The sequence below is a fragment of the Sphaerisporangium sp. TRM90804 genome (genome assembly GCF_029846175.1).
In the GTDB taxonomy this organism is placed as follows: Bacteria; Actinomycetota; Actinomycetes; order Streptosporangiales; family Streptosporangiaceae; genus Sphaerisporangium.
The window spans coordinates 256,870-271,387 of the sequence record NZ_JARWAC010000017.1 but is presented as its reverse complement, the minus strand read 5'-3'; the positions used below and the strand labels follow the sequence as shown (position 1 = coordinate 271,387).

10 protein-coding genes and 1 tRNA gene are annotated in these 14,518 nt (G+C 73.1%); 6 read left to right on the top strand and 5 right to left on the bottom strand.

Going from position 1 to position 14,518, the window contains the following annotated elements:
* Positions 1 to 6: 6 nt before the first annotated feature.
* Positions 7 to 1,485 carry an APC family permease gene (locus PYR91_RS23170; protein ID WP_279782710.1) on the top strand — a complete coding sequence of 493 codons (1,479 nt, stop codon included), beginning with the start codon at positions 7 to 9 and terminating at the stop codon, positions 1,483 to 1,485.
* 94 nt (positions 1,486 to 1,579) lie between these two features.
* Complete coding sequence (gene serS, locus PYR91_RS23165) at positions 1,580 to 2,842, top strand: serine--tRNA ligase (protein ID WP_279782709.1); 1,263 nt, start codon at positions 1,580 to 1,582, stop codon at positions 2,840 to 2,842.
* On the opposite strand, the gene PYR91_RS23160 is transcribed toward serS, so the two are convergent.
* The 3 genes from PYR91_RS23160 to PYR91_RS23150 all read right to left on the bottom strand — a co-directional run bounded on the left by PYR91_RS23160 (position 2,794) and on the right by PYR91_RS23150 (position 5,266).
* Positions 2,794 to 3,771: a 2OG-Fe dioxygenase family protein gene (locus PYR91_RS23160; protein WP_279782707.1), complete on the bottom strand. Its 978-nt coding sequence runs from the start codon at positions 3,769 to 3,771 to the stop codon at positions 2,794 to 2,796. The two genes, serS and PYR91_RS23160, sit on opposite strands and share 49 nt — an antisense overlap.
* A gap of 16 nt (positions 3,772 to 3,787) precedes the next feature.
* Positions 3,788 to 4,858: an iron-containing redox enzyme family protein gene (locus PYR91_RS23155; protein ID WP_279782706.1), complete on the bottom strand. Its 1,071-nt coding sequence runs from the start codon at positions 4,856 to 4,858 to the stop codon at positions 3,788 to 3,790.
* Positions 4,859 to 5,182: 324 nt separating this feature from the next.
* A tRNA-OTHER gene (locus tag PYR91_RS23150) sits at positions 5,183 to 5,266 on the bottom strand.
* A gap of 266 nt (positions 5,267 to 5,532) precedes the next feature.
* Here PYR91_RS23150 and PYR91_RS23145 point away from each other — a divergent pair.
* Complete coding sequence (locus tag PYR91_RS23145; RefSeq protein ID WP_279782704.1) at positions 5,533 to 7,044, top strand: acyl-CoA carboxylase subunit beta; 1,512 nt, start codon at positions 5,533 to 5,535, stop codon at positions 7,042 to 7,044.
* A gap of 43 nt (positions 7,045 to 7,087) precedes the next feature.
* Here PYR91_RS23145 and PYR91_RS23140 read toward each other — a convergent pair whose 3' ends face one another.
* Together PYR91_RS23140 and PYR91_RS23135 are read right to left on the bottom strand one after the other, a co-directional pair.
* Positions 7,088 to 8,596 (bottom strand): N-acetylmuramoyl-L-alanine amidase, encoded by a 1,509-nt coding sequence (locus PYR91_RS23140; RefSeq protein WP_279782702.1) that lies wholly within the window; start codon positions 8,594 to 8,596, stop codon positions 7,088 to 7,090.
* Positions 8,597 to 8,736: 140 nt separating this feature from the next.
* Positions 8,737 to 9,954 carry a PHB depolymerase family esterase gene (locus PYR91_RS23135; protein WP_279782700.1) on the bottom strand — a complete coding sequence of 406 codons (1,218 nt, stop codon included), beginning with the start codon at positions 9,952 to 9,954 and terminating at the stop codon, positions 8,737 to 8,739.
* A 194-nt stretch (positions 9,955 to 10,148) separates the two neighbouring features.
* Between PYR91_RS23135 and PYR91_RS23130 the strand changes: the two genes are divergently transcribed.
* The 3 genes from PYR91_RS23130 to PYR91_RS23120 all read left to right on the top strand — a co-directional run bounded on the left by PYR91_RS23130 (position 10,149) and on the right by PYR91_RS23120 (position 14,421).
* Entirely contained in the window at positions 10,149 to 12,191 is a 2,043-nt protein-coding gene (locus PYR91_RS23130) for a family 10 glycosylhydrolase (protein ID WP_279782698.1), read from the top strand.
* A 228-nt stretch (positions 12,192 to 12,419) separates the two neighbouring features.
* A complete protein-coding gene (locus PYR91_RS23125; protein WP_279782696.1) occupies positions 12,420 to 13,766 on the top strand; it encodes a potassium transporter TrkG in 1,347 nt (448 codons plus the stop codon).
* Positions 13,759 to 14,421, top strand: a complete 663-nt coding sequence (locus PYR91_RS23120; RefSeq protein WP_279782694.1) for a TrkA family potassium uptake protein — start codon at positions 13,759 to 13,761, stop codon at positions 14,419 to 14,421. The genes PYR91_RS23125 and PYR91_RS23120 overlap by 8 nt, the downstream gene beginning before the upstream one ends.
* Positions 14,422 to 14,518: the final 97 nt, after the last annotated feature.

Sequence of the window (14,518 nt, the reverse complement as noted above, 5' to 3'; positions counted from 1 at the left end):
ATCCGGATGCGCGCGCCATCGGACGCCGGAGCGCCGCTGCGGCGCTCGCTCAGCACGCCGAAGATCGTGTTCCTGGTCGTCGCCGCGGCGGCGCCCATGGCCGGGATGGTCGGGTCGGTGCCGCTCGCGTTCGTGCTCGGCAACGGCGCCGGCGTCCCGGCCGCGTTCGTGCTGGCGGGCCTCACGCTGCTGTGCTTCTCGGTCGGCTACGCGGCGATGAGCCGCCGCGTCGTCAGCACCGGCGGCTTCTACGCCTACGTCGCCCGCGGCCTGGGCCGGCCGGCCGCCGTGGCGGGCGGCCTGGTCGCGGTCATCGCGTACAACTCCGCGGTGATCGGGGTGGCGGGCGCGTTCGGCTACTTCGCCGAGCTGGTCGCCGCCTCGCACGGGCTGCGCGTGTCCTGGATGCTCTGGGCGGCGCTCGGCCTCGCGGTCATGGGCTACATGGGCTACCGGCGGATCGACCTCAGCGCGCGGGTGCTCGCCGTCCTGATGATCGCCGAGGTGGCCATCCTGGTGCTGGTCGCCGGGGCGATCGTGGCCGACCGCGGCGCGGACGCCTTCCCGGCCGCCGCGCTCAGCCCCGCGACGGTGCTCGCGCCCGGCCTGGGCGTCGCGCTGATGTTCGCGCTGATCTCCTACGTCGGCTTCGAAGCCGCCGCGCTCTACGGCGAGGAGACGCCGAACCCGCGGCGCAGCGTGCCGCTGGCCACCTACACCTCTGTCGTGCTCATCACGGCCTTCTTCGCGCTGGTGAGCTGGGTCGCCGTGGGCGGCATCGGGGTGAACCGCCTGGCGGCGGCGGCCGAGGCCGAGCTGGGCGACCTGTTCTTCAATTTGGCCGGCCGCTACCTCGGCGGCACCGTCACCACCGTGATGCAGGTGCTTCTGTGCACCAGCCTGTTCGGCGCGATGCTCGGGCTGCACACCGCCGCCAACCGCTACCTGTACGTGCTCGGGCGCGAGCGGGTGCTGCCGTCGTGGCTGGGCGCGGTGCACCCGCGCCACGGCGGGCCGCACCGGGCGAGCCTCGCGCAGACGGCGGTCACCGTCGTCGTGTGCGCGGTGTTCGCGCTGGCCGGGCTGCACCCGTACGTGAACCTGGCGCCCACGATGCTCGGCCTGGGCACGGTCGGCATCGTCGCCCTGCAGGGCGCGGTCACCGTGGCGGTCATCGGCTTCTTCCGGGGCCGCCCCGACCGGCACTGGTGGCGGACGGCCGTCGCGCCGCTCCTGGCGCTCGCCGGCCTCGGCGCCGCGCTGGCCCTGCTGCTGTCGAACTTCGCCATCGTGACCGGCACCGAGTCCCCGCTGGTCAACCGACTGCCCTGGCTGCTGGTGGCCGCCGCCGCCGGCGGCTTCCTGTACGCCTGGTGGATGCGGGCGCACCGGCCGCTCCGGTACGCGTCGCTCGCGCCGGACGTCCCCGCGGCCCGTCCCACCCTGATCCCCGCCGCCGAGCCGGTGCACGCCGGCGACGCCTGACCTCGCGCCCGGGCCCGCACGGGCCCGGCGGCACCCTCGCACCGGCCGCGCCGCCATGGCCGGCCGGTGCTTCTCGGCGTTCTAAGGAGCCATCGTGCACGATCCGCGTTCACTACTCGAAGCCGAGGCGTCCGCCCGGCTGGCCCGGCGCGGCTACGCCCTCGACGAGCCGGCCCTGCGCGCCCTGGTGGCCGACCGGACCGGCCTGGTCAAAGAGCGGGACGGCCTGCGGACCGAGCTCAACCGCTCGGCGCGCGCCGCCGACGCCGCCGCCCAGCGCGAGCAGGCGCGGGCGGGCAAGGAGCGGCTGCGCAAGTTGGAGGACGAGCTGCGGGCCTGTGAGGCGGCGCTGAGCGGCCTGCTGCTCACCGTCCCCAACCTGCCCGCCGACGAGGCGCCGGACGGCGGGCCGCAGGACCCGCCGGTCGTGGTCGGCTCGTGGGGCACGCGGCCGGAGTTCGACTTCCCGGCCCGCGACCACATGGACCTGGGCACGGCGCTGGGCGTGCTCGACCCCGTGCGGGCCGCCAAGCTGTCGGGGTCGCGGTTCGCGGTCACCCGGGGCGCCGCGGCGCGCCTGGAGCGGGCGCTGGCCATGTTCCTGCTCGACCTGCACACCGGCGAGCACGGCTACGTCGAGCACGGCGTCCCCCACCTGGTCAGCGCCGAGACCATGACCGGCACCGGGCAGCTCCCGAAGTTCGCCGACGACCTGTTCCACACGCGTGTGGCCGATCGCGACCTGCTGCTGATCCCCACCGCCGAGGTGCCGCTGGTGAACCTGTACCGGGGCGAGCAGCTCGACCCGGCCGCGCTTCCGGTGGCGCTCGTCGCCCACACGCCCTGCTACCGCGGCGAGGCGGGCTCGTACGGGCGCGACACGCGCGGTCTGGTGCGCCTGCACCAGTTCGACAAGGTGGAGCTGGTGCGGCTGTGCCACCCCGACGAGGCCGGCCGGGAGCTGGCCCTGCTGCTCGGGCACGCCGAGGCCTGCCTGCGGCGGCTCGGCCTGCACTACCGGGTCGTCGAGCTGCGCTCCGGCGACCTGGGCTTCGCCGCGCGCCGGACGTTCGACATCGAGGTGTGGCTGCCGGGGCAGGACGCCTACCGCGAGATCTCGTCCTGCTCCGACTGCGGCGAGTTCCAGGCCCGCCGGGCCGGCATCAAGGTCAGGGAGCGCGGCGGCCGCAAGACGTACGCCGCCACGCTGAACGGCTCGGGCCTGCCGATCGGGCGCACGCTGGTGGCGATCCTGGAGCAGTACCAGCGCGCGGACGGCTCGGTGGGCGTGCCGCCCGCGCTGGTTCCCTACACCGGGTTCTCGGCGATCGACCCGACCGGCACCCCGGTCGCCTGACCCGGCGGCACGGCGACCGCCTGCCGCACCGGCAGCGCGGTCGCCTCCCGCGCCTGCGCCGCGACCGGCTGGGCGACCGCCACGCCGGACGCCTGGCCGGCGGGCACCGCCACCGGCTGACCCACCGCCCCGGACGCCTGGCCCGTGGGAACCGCGACCGGGCGGCCCGGCGCGGCCCCGCCCGGCGGGCCGGCCGGCACCGTGATCGGCCGCGTGAGCGCGGGCGCGGCGGCGCCGGTGGTCCATCGGGTCAGGGCGGCGACCAGGACGTCCTGGCTCCCGAGCCCGACGGCGCCGGCCACCGGCTCGGCGACCCGGCAGGCCGCCACGCGCCGGTCGGCCAGCAGCGCCTGGCCCGGCCGCAGCACGCCGGCCCACAGCGGCGCCACCTCGCCCGTACCGTGGAGCAGCGTGCGCCCCCCGGTGACACCCGAGCCGCGCAGGACCGCGACCAGCACGAACTCCCACCCGTCCGCGCCGGGCGTGTAGACCTCCATCCCCTGGGCCGCGCCGGCCGTGACGACCGTGCGGCTCTGCTCGACGTCGATGAGCCAGTCGGTGGACACGTCCAGCCACAGGCCGTCCAGCCCGCGCCGCAGCAGCGGGACGAGGTCGGCGCCGGGCTCGGGCGCGGGCAGGCACGTGCCCAGCCGGCCGCGTGCGAGCCGGCCCCGGCACAGGGGGCCGTGCACGCGGCAGCGCGGGCCGGGCGACGGGTGCGCGCCGTCGCGCGGACCCGAGGGGTCCGCGCACGGCGCCACATACCAGTCGTCGTCGGCCGTCCACGACATCCGGAACCTGACCGAGCGCCGGTAGCGGAGCACGCCGCCCCCGCGCTCGACGACCGGCCGGTCCCGGTAGCCGTTCAGGATCGCCGGTGGGACCGGCGACAGCTCGGTGAACGCGAATCCCCGCTCGACGCTCGACACGGCACCGACTTCCCGCTCACTCCGCCGCGACCGGCTGGGCCGCCTGCGCGGCGACCCACGTGTTGGCGAGCCGCTCGTCCAGGTGGCGCGCCGAGGAGTTCACCCGCCACAGCGTGCCACGGGCGATGCCCCGCCGCATGTACTCCGAGCTCGCCGCGGGCAGCACGATGTTGTGGAACCATCCCGCCGCGTGCTGGGAGTCGATCGTGATGTGCAGGCGGTGGTAGGTGATCCCGACGTCGGGCAGCCCGAGCCGTTCCCACGCCCGCAGGACGTTGCGGAACCGGTCGGGGACCAGCCACTCGGTCATCCCCAGGAAGCCCACCGCCTCGGGGTAGAGCTGGCGGTACCTGCACAGCAGCACCGCCAGGTTCCCCGACAGCAGGTCGCTGGCGGTCATGGCGGCCTCCAGGTCCTGCTCGCGGATGTCGAAGACCTCGTAGATGAGGTTGAACAGCCGCGTGTGCACCTGGGAGGGGTCGCCGTTGCCCATCTCGTCCCAGAAGTTGTTGGCGACCTCCATCTTGGCCGGTCCCGCGGTGCCCACCTGCATCATGGCCAGGAAGTCGTCGAAGCGGCCGTCGACCACCGACTCCTGGATGACGTAGGTGCGCAGGTCCTCGTAGCGGGCGCTGCGGTTGATGAACTCGGTGTAGTACGGGTGCTTGAACGCGCGGTGACCGCGCACCAGGTCCTTGAGCCAGGACAGGTACTGCCTGCCCTCCACGGGCGCCGACTCCAGGGTGCCGGGCTGGATGCGCCGGTCCTCCGCGGTGATGGTGGCCCTCTCCAGCAGGCGGGTCACCTCGTGCACCAGCACCGACCCCTCGGCGGTCGGCTCCTCGGGGATCCGCATGACGGTCTGGTAGATGCGGGAGAGTAGGAGCTGCTGCAGGTAGAAGGCGTCCGGGTCGCCGGCTAGCGCGTCCGTGTTCATCTGGCGGACCGCCGTCGCGACGCGCTCGCGGTCGTGACGGAACTTGCGGTCGACCTCGTCGGCGGGGATCGCCAGCCACGACGAGACCTCGTCGACTACCGTCGCGTGGTCGGGGCTGGTGAGCACGGTGGACCTGTCGGTGGTGGGCACGGTTTCTCCAATTCCATTGTGAAATTGGCGCCGCATTACGTTTTCCACGCCGCGGCACCGCTTCTCATCAAGCGTCCAGCGCGGCTGGTCTAACGCATTTCCGCCGTTTATGGTCGACCCTGCTCGCCGCACACTGGACCTTTTAGTCCATAACTATGGCAGACAGCGCTGACGCCTCCCTGATCGGAAACTTACCGACGGGAACGGCATATTGTATTCGCCCTCGGCGGGGTTCTCCGCGGTCGCCGGCGCCCGAGGGTCCGGAGACGGCGAAAAGGCACGGGCACCCGATCGGATCGGGTGCCCGTGCCTCGTCAGCAGGAGCGGAGAGGGTAGGATTCGAACCTACGCAGGCATTGCCCGACCGGCGGATACCGGGCCCCGTTCGGCCACTTTGGGTACCTCTCCTTGTGTTTTCTCGTGTTGTTCTGCTTCCTAGTATGCACCCCTATTCTGACGCCATGCTGACACGCCGCTGAGGCCTTCGAAAGGGAGGGGACGCCCCCCTTCACCCCCCTACGCGATAAACGGCGGAATACCGCCCCACCTGGGGGGTCAGCAACCGGTCAGGCGGGTCGAACTACCGTCGGAGGCGCCGGGCCGGCCGGCCGCGCCCACAGTCGGGTGTACGCGGCGACACCTGGCCTGCCGTCCAACGACGTGTGGATGAGGGGATGCAGATGGAACCCGCCGCGCCCGGCGCCACCCTTACCTCTACCGGCCCGCCCGAGCCCGCGGGGCCGCACCCGGCCGCAACGTCTCCCCCGCGCGGGGAGAACGCGCTCGCGCGCGTCCACCTGATGGCCGACGCCGGCTCCTTCGAGGAGTTCGGCGGCCAGGCCCGGCACCGCGCGACCGCCTTCGGCATGGCCGCCAGGCGCCCGGCCGGCGACGGCGTCGTCACCGGCGCCGCGCGCGTCGACGGCCGCCCGGTCGGCCTGTACGCGCAGGACCCCTCGGTCATGGGCGGCTCCCTGGGCGAGACGCACGCGAGCAAGATCGCACGGGTGCTCGACTACGCCGAACGGGTGCGCGCCCCCGCGATCGGCCTGCTCGACTCCGGCGGCGCGCGCATCCAGGAGGGCGTCGCGGCGCTCGACGGCTACGGGGAGATCTTCCGCAGGAACGTCCGGCTGTCGGGGCGGGTGCCGCAGATCAGCGTGGTGCTCGGCTCCTGCGCCGGAGGCGCGGTCTACTCCCCCGCGCTGACCGACATCGTGATCATGACGGAGAACGCCCACATGTTCCTCACCGGCCCGCGCGTGCTGCTGGCGGTGACCCACGAGGACGTCACGCCCGGCGAGCTGGGCGGCGCGGCCGTGCACGGCGAGGTCTCCGGCGTCGCCCACCTCGTCGCCGGCTCGACGCGCCACGCGCTGGAGCTGGCCAGGCGGGTGCTCTCCTACCTGCCCGGCTCCTGCTGGGAGCCGCCGCCGATCGCGCCGCCCGCCGCCGCCGACCCGATGCCGGACGTCCCCGCCAACCCCCGCCTGGCCTTCGACGTGCGCCCGGTGGTGCGCGGCGTGCTCGACTCCGGCAGCTTCCTGGAGCTGCAGCCCCGGTTCGCCAGGAACATCGTCGTCGGCTTCGGCCGGATCGAGGGCCGGGCCGTGGGCGTCGTGGCCAACCAGCCGCTGCACCGCGCCGGGACGCTGGACATCGCCGCGTCCGAGAAGGCCGCCCGCTTCGTCCGGCTGTGCGACGCCTTCGGGCTCCCGCTGGTCACCCTGGTCGACACGCCCGGGTTCCTGCCCGGGACGGCGCAGGAGCGGGGCGGCGTCATACGCAAGGGCGCGAAGCTGCTCTACGCCTTCGCCGAGGCCACCGTGCCGCGGATCACGGTGGTGCTGCGCAAGGCGTTCGGCGGCGCGTACATCGTCATGAACTCGCGGTCGCTGGGCGCCGACGCGGTGTTCTGCTGGCCGGGGGCCGAGCTGGCCGTCATGGGGGCCGAGGGCGCCGTCGACGTCATCCACCGGCGGGAGCTGGAGCGCGAGCCGGGGCGGCGCGAGGAGCTGATCGGCCGCTACCGGGCCGAGGCCATGGCGCCGCACGTCGCGGCCGAGCGGCTCTCGGTGGACGAGGTCATCGTCCCGCACCAGACCCGCGAGACGGTGGCGTCGGCCCTGCGCCTGCTGGCCGGGGCGGCCCGCACCGGGTTCCGCCACGACAACCTTCCGCAGTGACGCGACGCGGCCCGCGCCCCCGGGGGCGCGGGCCGCGCGCGGGTCAGCGGCTGATCCGGACGGCGTCGGCGATGACGTAGCCGGTTCCGGAGGTCCACCGGCTCACCCCGACCACGTTGTAGGTGCCCGCGTTGAGGGTGAACGTGCCGATCGTGCGCCACGCGCCGCCTCCGGCGCGCTGGTCGACGTACACCGTCTGGTTGCCGCTCGCGGTGGCGACGATGTACGGCGCCGAGCTGTTGTAGCCGGGGTCGGCCGGGTACCAGACCTCGACCCGGTAGCTGCCCGCGCTGGGGACGTTCGTGCTGTACCAGGCGGGGTCGCTGGAGGCGACCGGGCCGGCGTACCGGTAGTCGGCGCCGTGGCGCTGGGCGGAGTAGGCCGAGGTGCCCCAGTTGCCGCTGGCGCTGAACGCGCCCGCCGTGGAGTTGTCGACGGTGGCCGTCCACGCAGGCGGGATGCTGCCGCCGGTCACGTACTGCATGTACCGGTTCCAGTCCCAGTACTGGCCGGGGTCGGTGTGGGTGGCGCCGGGCACCTGGTTGTGGCCGATGATGTGGGTGCGGTCCTTGGGGATGCCGTACTTGTCGCACATGGCGCGGGTCAGCGCGGCCGACGAGCGGTACATCGCGTCGGTGAACCACGATGGCTCGCTGACGAAGCCCTCGTGCTCGATGCCGATCGACCGGGTGTTGTAGCCCCAGTTGCCGGCGTGGTAGGCCACGTCCTTGTCGCGGACCATCTGGGTGACGGCGCCGTCGGAGGAGCGGACGACGTAGTGCGCCGAGACGTTGGAGGCGGCGTTCTGGAACCACGAGATGGTGCCCGCGTACGAGCCCTGGGTGACGTGGATGATCACCCGGTCGATGGCGTAGGTCGACTCGCGGCTGGAGACGGTGTAGTTGCCGGAGTTGGCCGGCACCCAGGCGGCGGGCCCGTAGTCGGGGCTGAGCGCCCGCTGCGCGTTGAGGTCACGGGTCATGGCGTAGGGCCCGCGGTCGGCGGTGACCTCCTGCGCGGAGACCTTCACCCCGGCCGCCTTGACGCCGAGACCGAGCAGCTCGTACACGGCGTCGGCGTAGAGCCGGGCCAGTTCGGGGGTGGAGGCGTTGCCGTACTTGGCCACGACCGCGTACCAGCGGCCCGGGTCCTTCCTGGCCGTCTCGTCCAGGCCGAGCTGGTCGGCGTACGAGCGCAGCACGGCGGCGCCGCCGAGCACGTTGGCCACGTCGTCGGCGCGCAGCGTCGCCGCCGGAAGCCCGGTCAGCTCCGCCGCCTTCTCCAGGGTGCGCGTGGTGGGGTTGCTGACCAGGTGCATGACGCCGTAGCCGCCGCTCGCGCTCGGCGCGCCGCCGTGGCCGTCCAGGTGGGTCTCGGCGTAGGCGAGCGCGACGAGCAGGTCGCGCGGCACGTCGTGCGCGGCGGCGGCGCGCGCGAACGCCTCGTTCAGCGGGACGTCTCGCGCGGCCCCGGCGGGGGCCGCCGCCAGGGTGAACAGCGCGGCGAGTGCGCAGGCGACGACGGCTGACAATCGGCTGAGGGTGGAGGTCATGATCACTCCTCGATGGGGGGTGCCCTCGACTGTAAGGAGACTTCATGACAAATGTCGATAATTGACATTACTCACGGGTTAAAGGAAGATTTTCGCCCGCGCCTCGCCGTGCCGTCCTCCGCGCCGCCCGTGCCGCCGGGTCAGCACCCCCCGGCGGCGAGCACCCAGTAGGCCGGCCCGGTCTGCCGCAGCGAGCGGACGGTGAAGGTGTTCCACAGGCCGAGCGCGTCGCCGGATCCGGTGGCGTAGGCCATGCCGCCGGACTGGTAGGCCCGCCCCGCGGTGGTGTGGGCGTAGTTGCTGGCCGTCACGCAGGCGCCGGGCGTCGGGGTCGGCGTGGGGGTGGCCGTCGGCGTCGGGGTGGGGGTCGGCTGCGGGCCCGTGCCGCCGGCCAGGCCGAAGAACTGGGCGTCGTGGTGGGCCGAGCAGATCGTGTCGAGGAAGTAGGCCGCCGCCGTGCCGCACTGGTCGGCCGCGCCGCCCGGGTCGACGGGCAGCCCGTGCCCCATGCCGGTGATCTCGTAGAGGCGCACGTCGTCGTCGCCGTAGACCTTCAGGGACGTGCCGCCGGTCAGGGAGCGCGTGGCGGTCGGGGTCTGGGAGACGCCGCGCACGTTTGTCCACTGGTCGCGCAGCTGCGTGCCGTTCGCCGGCACGACGGTGTAGTCCGAAAGGCCCTGCCAGACGGCGACGCGCGGGTAGCGCCCCGCGTAGCCGGGATACGCGCCGCGCACCAGGTCGCCCCACTGCTGCGGGGTCTTGCTCGTGGCCTGGTACTGACAGCCGGAGGCCTGGACGAGGCTGCTCGCGCAGCGGTAGGCCAGGCCGGCCCCGATGGAGCCGGCGGCGAAGACGTCCGGGTAGGTGGCGAGCATGACGGCGGTCATGGCGCCGCCGGCCGACAGCCCGCTCACGAAGACCCGGGCCGGGTCGGCGCCGTAGTTCCGGACGGCGTGGTCGACCATCGACCTGATCGAGGCGGCCTCGCCCTGGCCGCGGCCGGTGTCGCCGGTCTGGAACCAGTTGAAGCAGCTGGAGGAGTTGTTGGCGCTGCTCGTCTGCGGCAGCACCAGGGTGAAGCCCTGCTGGTCGGCGTACTTGCGCCAGCCGGAGTTGGCGAAGTAGCCGGACGCGTTCTGCGTGCAGCCGTGCAGCAGCACGACCAGGGGGCGCCCGGCGGGCAGCCCGTCGGGGCGGTAGGCGTACATCGCCAGGTTGCCGGGGTTCGACCCGAAGGAGGTGACCTGCGTCAGCGACGCGGCCCGCGCCGGGGCGACGAGCGCGGCGGCCGCGAGCAACCCGATCAGGACGAGGGACGCGAGACGCGCGAGACGCCGCGCGGGACGGGGTACGGCCATGGGCTGCTCCTTTGTGACCTGGCTCACCATGCCTTTCGCCGCACGTTAGGCCCGGCGTAACCCGCCGGAAATATTCATGGGCCACATAATCGGCGTCGGCGCGGTGGGCGGGATGGGGAGCGGGCGCGGCCAGGGGCACACAAGGAGCGCTGAAGACTATTGCAATTCTTTGAGAACGGGTGAAAATTTCTTCCGTGACCCCCCACCGAGCGGGCCGCCCCCCGCGCCCACCCGTCACCCCGGGCCGTGTCGCCGTCGCCGTGCTCGCCCTCCTGCTCACCGTCCTGGCCCCCGCCCCCGCGGCGGGCGCGTCCGCCGCGCCGAGCCCGGCCGGCGTGACCGCGGCCGCCTCGGCGTCCGCCGCCTGCGCCACCGACCCCGCCACCCCGAAGCGGCAGCTGCGCGCCATGTGGATCGCCAGCGTGGCCAACGTCGACTGGCCGAGCCGCACCGGCCTGAGCGCGGCGGCCCAGCAGGCCGAGTTCCGCTCCTGGCTCGATCTGGCCGTCCAGAAGAGGATGAACGCCGTGATCGTGCAGGTGCGGCCGACCGCGGACGCGTTCTGGCCCTCGCCGTACGAGCCGTGGTCGCACTGGCTCACCGGCACCCAGGGGACGAGCCCGGGCTACGACCCGATGGCGTTCATGGTCGCCGAGGCGCACGCCCGGAACCTGGAGCTGCACGCGTGGTTCAACCCGTACCGGGTGGCCAACCACGCCGACCCCGACCAGCTCGTGGCGAGCCATCCGGCCCGCCGCAACCCCGGCTGGCGGTTCGCCTACGGCGGCAAGCTCTACTACAACCCGGGCATCCCGGCGGTCCGCGCCTTCATCCAGGACGCCATCATGGACGCGGTCACCCGGTACGACGTCGACGGCGTGCACATGGACGACTACTTCTACCCCTATCCCGTCAGCGGCGAGACCATCCCGGACGCCGCCGCCCACGCGCAGTACGGGTCGGGTTTCCCCAGCGTGCACGACTGGCGGCGCGACAACGTCAACCGGCTCGTCCGCGAGCTGGACCAGCGCGTCCACGCGGCCAAGCCGTGGGTCCGCTTCGGCGTCAGCCCGTTCGGCATCTGGCGCAACGCCGCCACCGACCCGCTCGGCTCGCAGACCTCCGGCCTGCAGTCCTACGACGCCATCTACGCCGACACCCGCCTGTGGGTCAAGCAGGGCTGGGTCGACTACATCGCGCCGCAGATCTACTGGCACATCGGGTTCGCGACCGCCGACTACCAGGTGCTCACCGCCTGGTGGGCCGGCACGGTCGCCAACACCGGGGTCCAACTGCTCGTCGGACAGGCCGCCTACCGGGCCGGGGCGTCCGGGCAGGACGCGGCGTGGCAGCGCACCGCGGAGCTGTCGGACCACCTGACCTACAACCGGCGGCACCCCGAGGTGGCCGGAGACGTCTTCTTCAGCGCCAAGGACGTGCGCGCCGACCGCATCGGCGCCATGACCAGGACGGTGACCGACCACTACTCCAGGCCCGCCCTCGTGCCGGCGTACGGCACCGGCACCGCGCCGTCCGCGCCGGCGATCACCTCGGCCACCCGCGGCTCCGGCGGCGTCACGCTGTCGTGGCAGCGCGGCGGCTCCGGCAGCAGCGTCTCCTACGCGCTCTACCGCGTGGACGGCACGCCGGCGAGCGACCCCTGCTTCTTCGCCGACGCGCGCAACCTGGTCACCACCACCCGCGGCACCACCTTCACCGACTCCACCGCCGCGGCCGGCCGCGCCTACACCTACTACACGACCGCGCTGGACCGGGCGCAGAACGAGAGCGCGCCCAGCGCGGGCCGGGCGGTCGCGGCGGGCACGGGCGGGTTCAGCGTCGTCGTCGACAACCGCGACCCCGGCTTCACCGCCGGGTCGGCGTGGGGCACCTCCAGCTTCTCGGCCCAGCGCCACGGCACCGACTACCGGTTCGCGAGCCCGGTCGCGGCCAGCGACCCGGCCTGGTTCCGGGCCACCCTGCCGAGCGCGGGCAGCTACCGCGTCGAGGTCTGGTACCCGGCCGACCCCGGCTACAACAGCGCGACGCCGTTCCTCGTGGCGGCGACCGGCGGCAACCAGTCGGTCGCCGTCGACCAGCGCACCGGCGGCGGACAATGGCGCACGCTGGGCACCTTCACCCTCCCGGCGGGCACCGTGAACGTGGTCGGGGTGAGCCGCTGGACCTCCGCCGCCGGCTACGTCGTCGCCGACGCCGCGCGGATCACCCGGGTCTGAGACGTTCCCGGGCCGCCCCCCGCACGGGGCGGCCCGGGACGGTCCCACGGGTTGACTCAGAATCGGCGCAACTGCCGTAACAACCCGTATATCCTCGGGCAACGCGCCTCCTGTTACCGTTCGAGGCGGTGCGCCGCGCGATCCAGGCGGCGGGTCTTGTCCGTCTGCACACACGGGGGCAGTGAAGGTGCGGCTATACGCGGGGTCCGCGGCGCCATGAGGAAGGCCATGCGCGCGTCGGCCCTGCTCGACCGCTTCCAGCACCCCGCCCAGGTGCTCGCCACCGCGTTCGGCGCCGTGGTGCTGGCCGGCACCGCCCTGCTGGCCTCGCCGCTGGCCACCACCACCGGTCAGCCGGCCGACTGGCTCACCGCCCTGTTCACCGCCACCTCCGCGGTCTGCGTGACCGGGCTGATCGTCGTCGACACCGCCTCGTACTGGTCGGGCTTCGGCGAGGTGGTGATCATCATGCTCGTCCAGGTGGGCGGGCTGGGCATCATGACGCTGGCGTCGCTGTTCACCGTGTTCATCTCCGGCCGCCTCGGCTTTCGCGCCCGGCTGTTCGCGCAGGCCGAGTCGAAGCTGCTCAGCGTGGCCGACCTGCGGCGGCTGACCCGCAACGTCGCGGTGTTCAGCCTGGTCTCCGAGGTGATCACGGCGGCGATCCTCACGCCCCGTTTCATGCTGGAGTACGGCGAGTCCTTCGGGCGCGCCCTCTACCTGGGGGTCTTCCACTCGATTTCGGCGTTCAACAACGCCGGGTTCGCGCTGTGGCCCGACAGCCTGATCCGTTTCGCGAGCGACCCGTGGATCTGCGTCACCATCACGCTCGCCGTCGTCCTGGGCGGGCTGGGCTTCCCGGTGGTGTTCGAGCTGCTGCGCTCCTGGCGCCGGCCGAGCCGCTGGTCGCTGCTGACCCGGCTCACGCTCACCGTCACCGCCGTCCTGGTCACCTCCGGCACCATCCTGCTGACCGCCACCGAATGGACCAACCCGGGGACGTTCGGGCCGCTGGACGACGGCTCGAAGATCATGGCCGGCGTCTTCGCCGCCGTCATGCCGGGCAGCGGGGGCTTCAACACCGTGGACGTCGCGCAGATGTACCCGTCGAGCTGGCTGGTCACCGACCTGCTGATGTTCATCGGCGGCGGCAGCGCCGGCACCGCGGGCGGCATCAAGGTCACGACCGCCGGGCTGCTGGTGTTCATCGTCTGGACCGAGGTGCGCGGGGAGCGGCAGGTCAACATCGGCCGCCGGCGCCTCGCGGAGTCGACGCAGCGGCAGGTGGTGGCGCTGGTCGTGATGAGCGCGACCCTGATCAGCCTGGCCACCTACACGCTGCTGGTCCTCAGCCCGCACAGCCTCGACCAGGTGCTCTTCGAGGTCATCTCGGCCTACGGCACCTCCGGGCTGTCCACCGGCATCACCGCCGAGGCCACGATGGCCGGTACCCTCCTGCTCACCCTGCTCATGTTCGTCGGGCGTATCGGCCCCCTCACCGTCGGGTCGGCGCTCGCGCTCAAGGACCGCCCCCGGCACTACGAACTTCCCGAGGAGCGCATCACCGTTGGCTGACAAGAAGAGCGACCCGGTCGTGGTGATCGGGCTCGGCCGTTTCGGCACCTCCCTCGCCCAGGAGCTCATGCGCCGCGGCACCGACGTGCTGGCGATCGACCGCCGGCACCGGGTCGTGCAGAGCCTGGCCGGCGAGTTCACCCACATCGCCACCGCCGACTCCACCGACACCGAGGCGCTCAAGCAGCTCGGGGTGCCCGACTTCTACCGGGCGGTGGTCGCCATCGGCGGCGACCTGGAGGCGAGCATCCTCACCGCGTCGCTGCTGGTCGAGCTGGAGATCAACGACATCTGGGCCAAGGCGATCAGCCGACAGCACGGCCGGATCCTCACCCGCATCGGCGTCCAGCACGTGGTGTTCCCCGAGCACGACATGGGCGAGCGCGTGGCCCACCTGGTGAGCGGGCGGCTGCTCGACTACATGGAGGTGGACGAGAACTTCGCGCTGGTCAAGACCCGGCCGCCCAAGGAGTACGTCGGCGTGCCGCTGGGCCAGTCGAACCTGCGGCGCAAGTACGGCGTCACGGTCGTGGCGGTCAAGAGCCCGGGCGAGGAGTTCACCTACGCCACCGCCGAGACCGAGCTGACCTACGGCGACGTGATCATCGTCTCGGGCCGCACCGAGCAGGTCGAACGCTTCGCCGAACTCCCCTGACCCACGCCTCCCGCCCCGCCCCGGTCCCCGTCGCCGCCCCGGACAGGACCCACGTTCCCCCGCCCGGGCCCCCGTCGCCGCGCCGAGCACGGCCCCG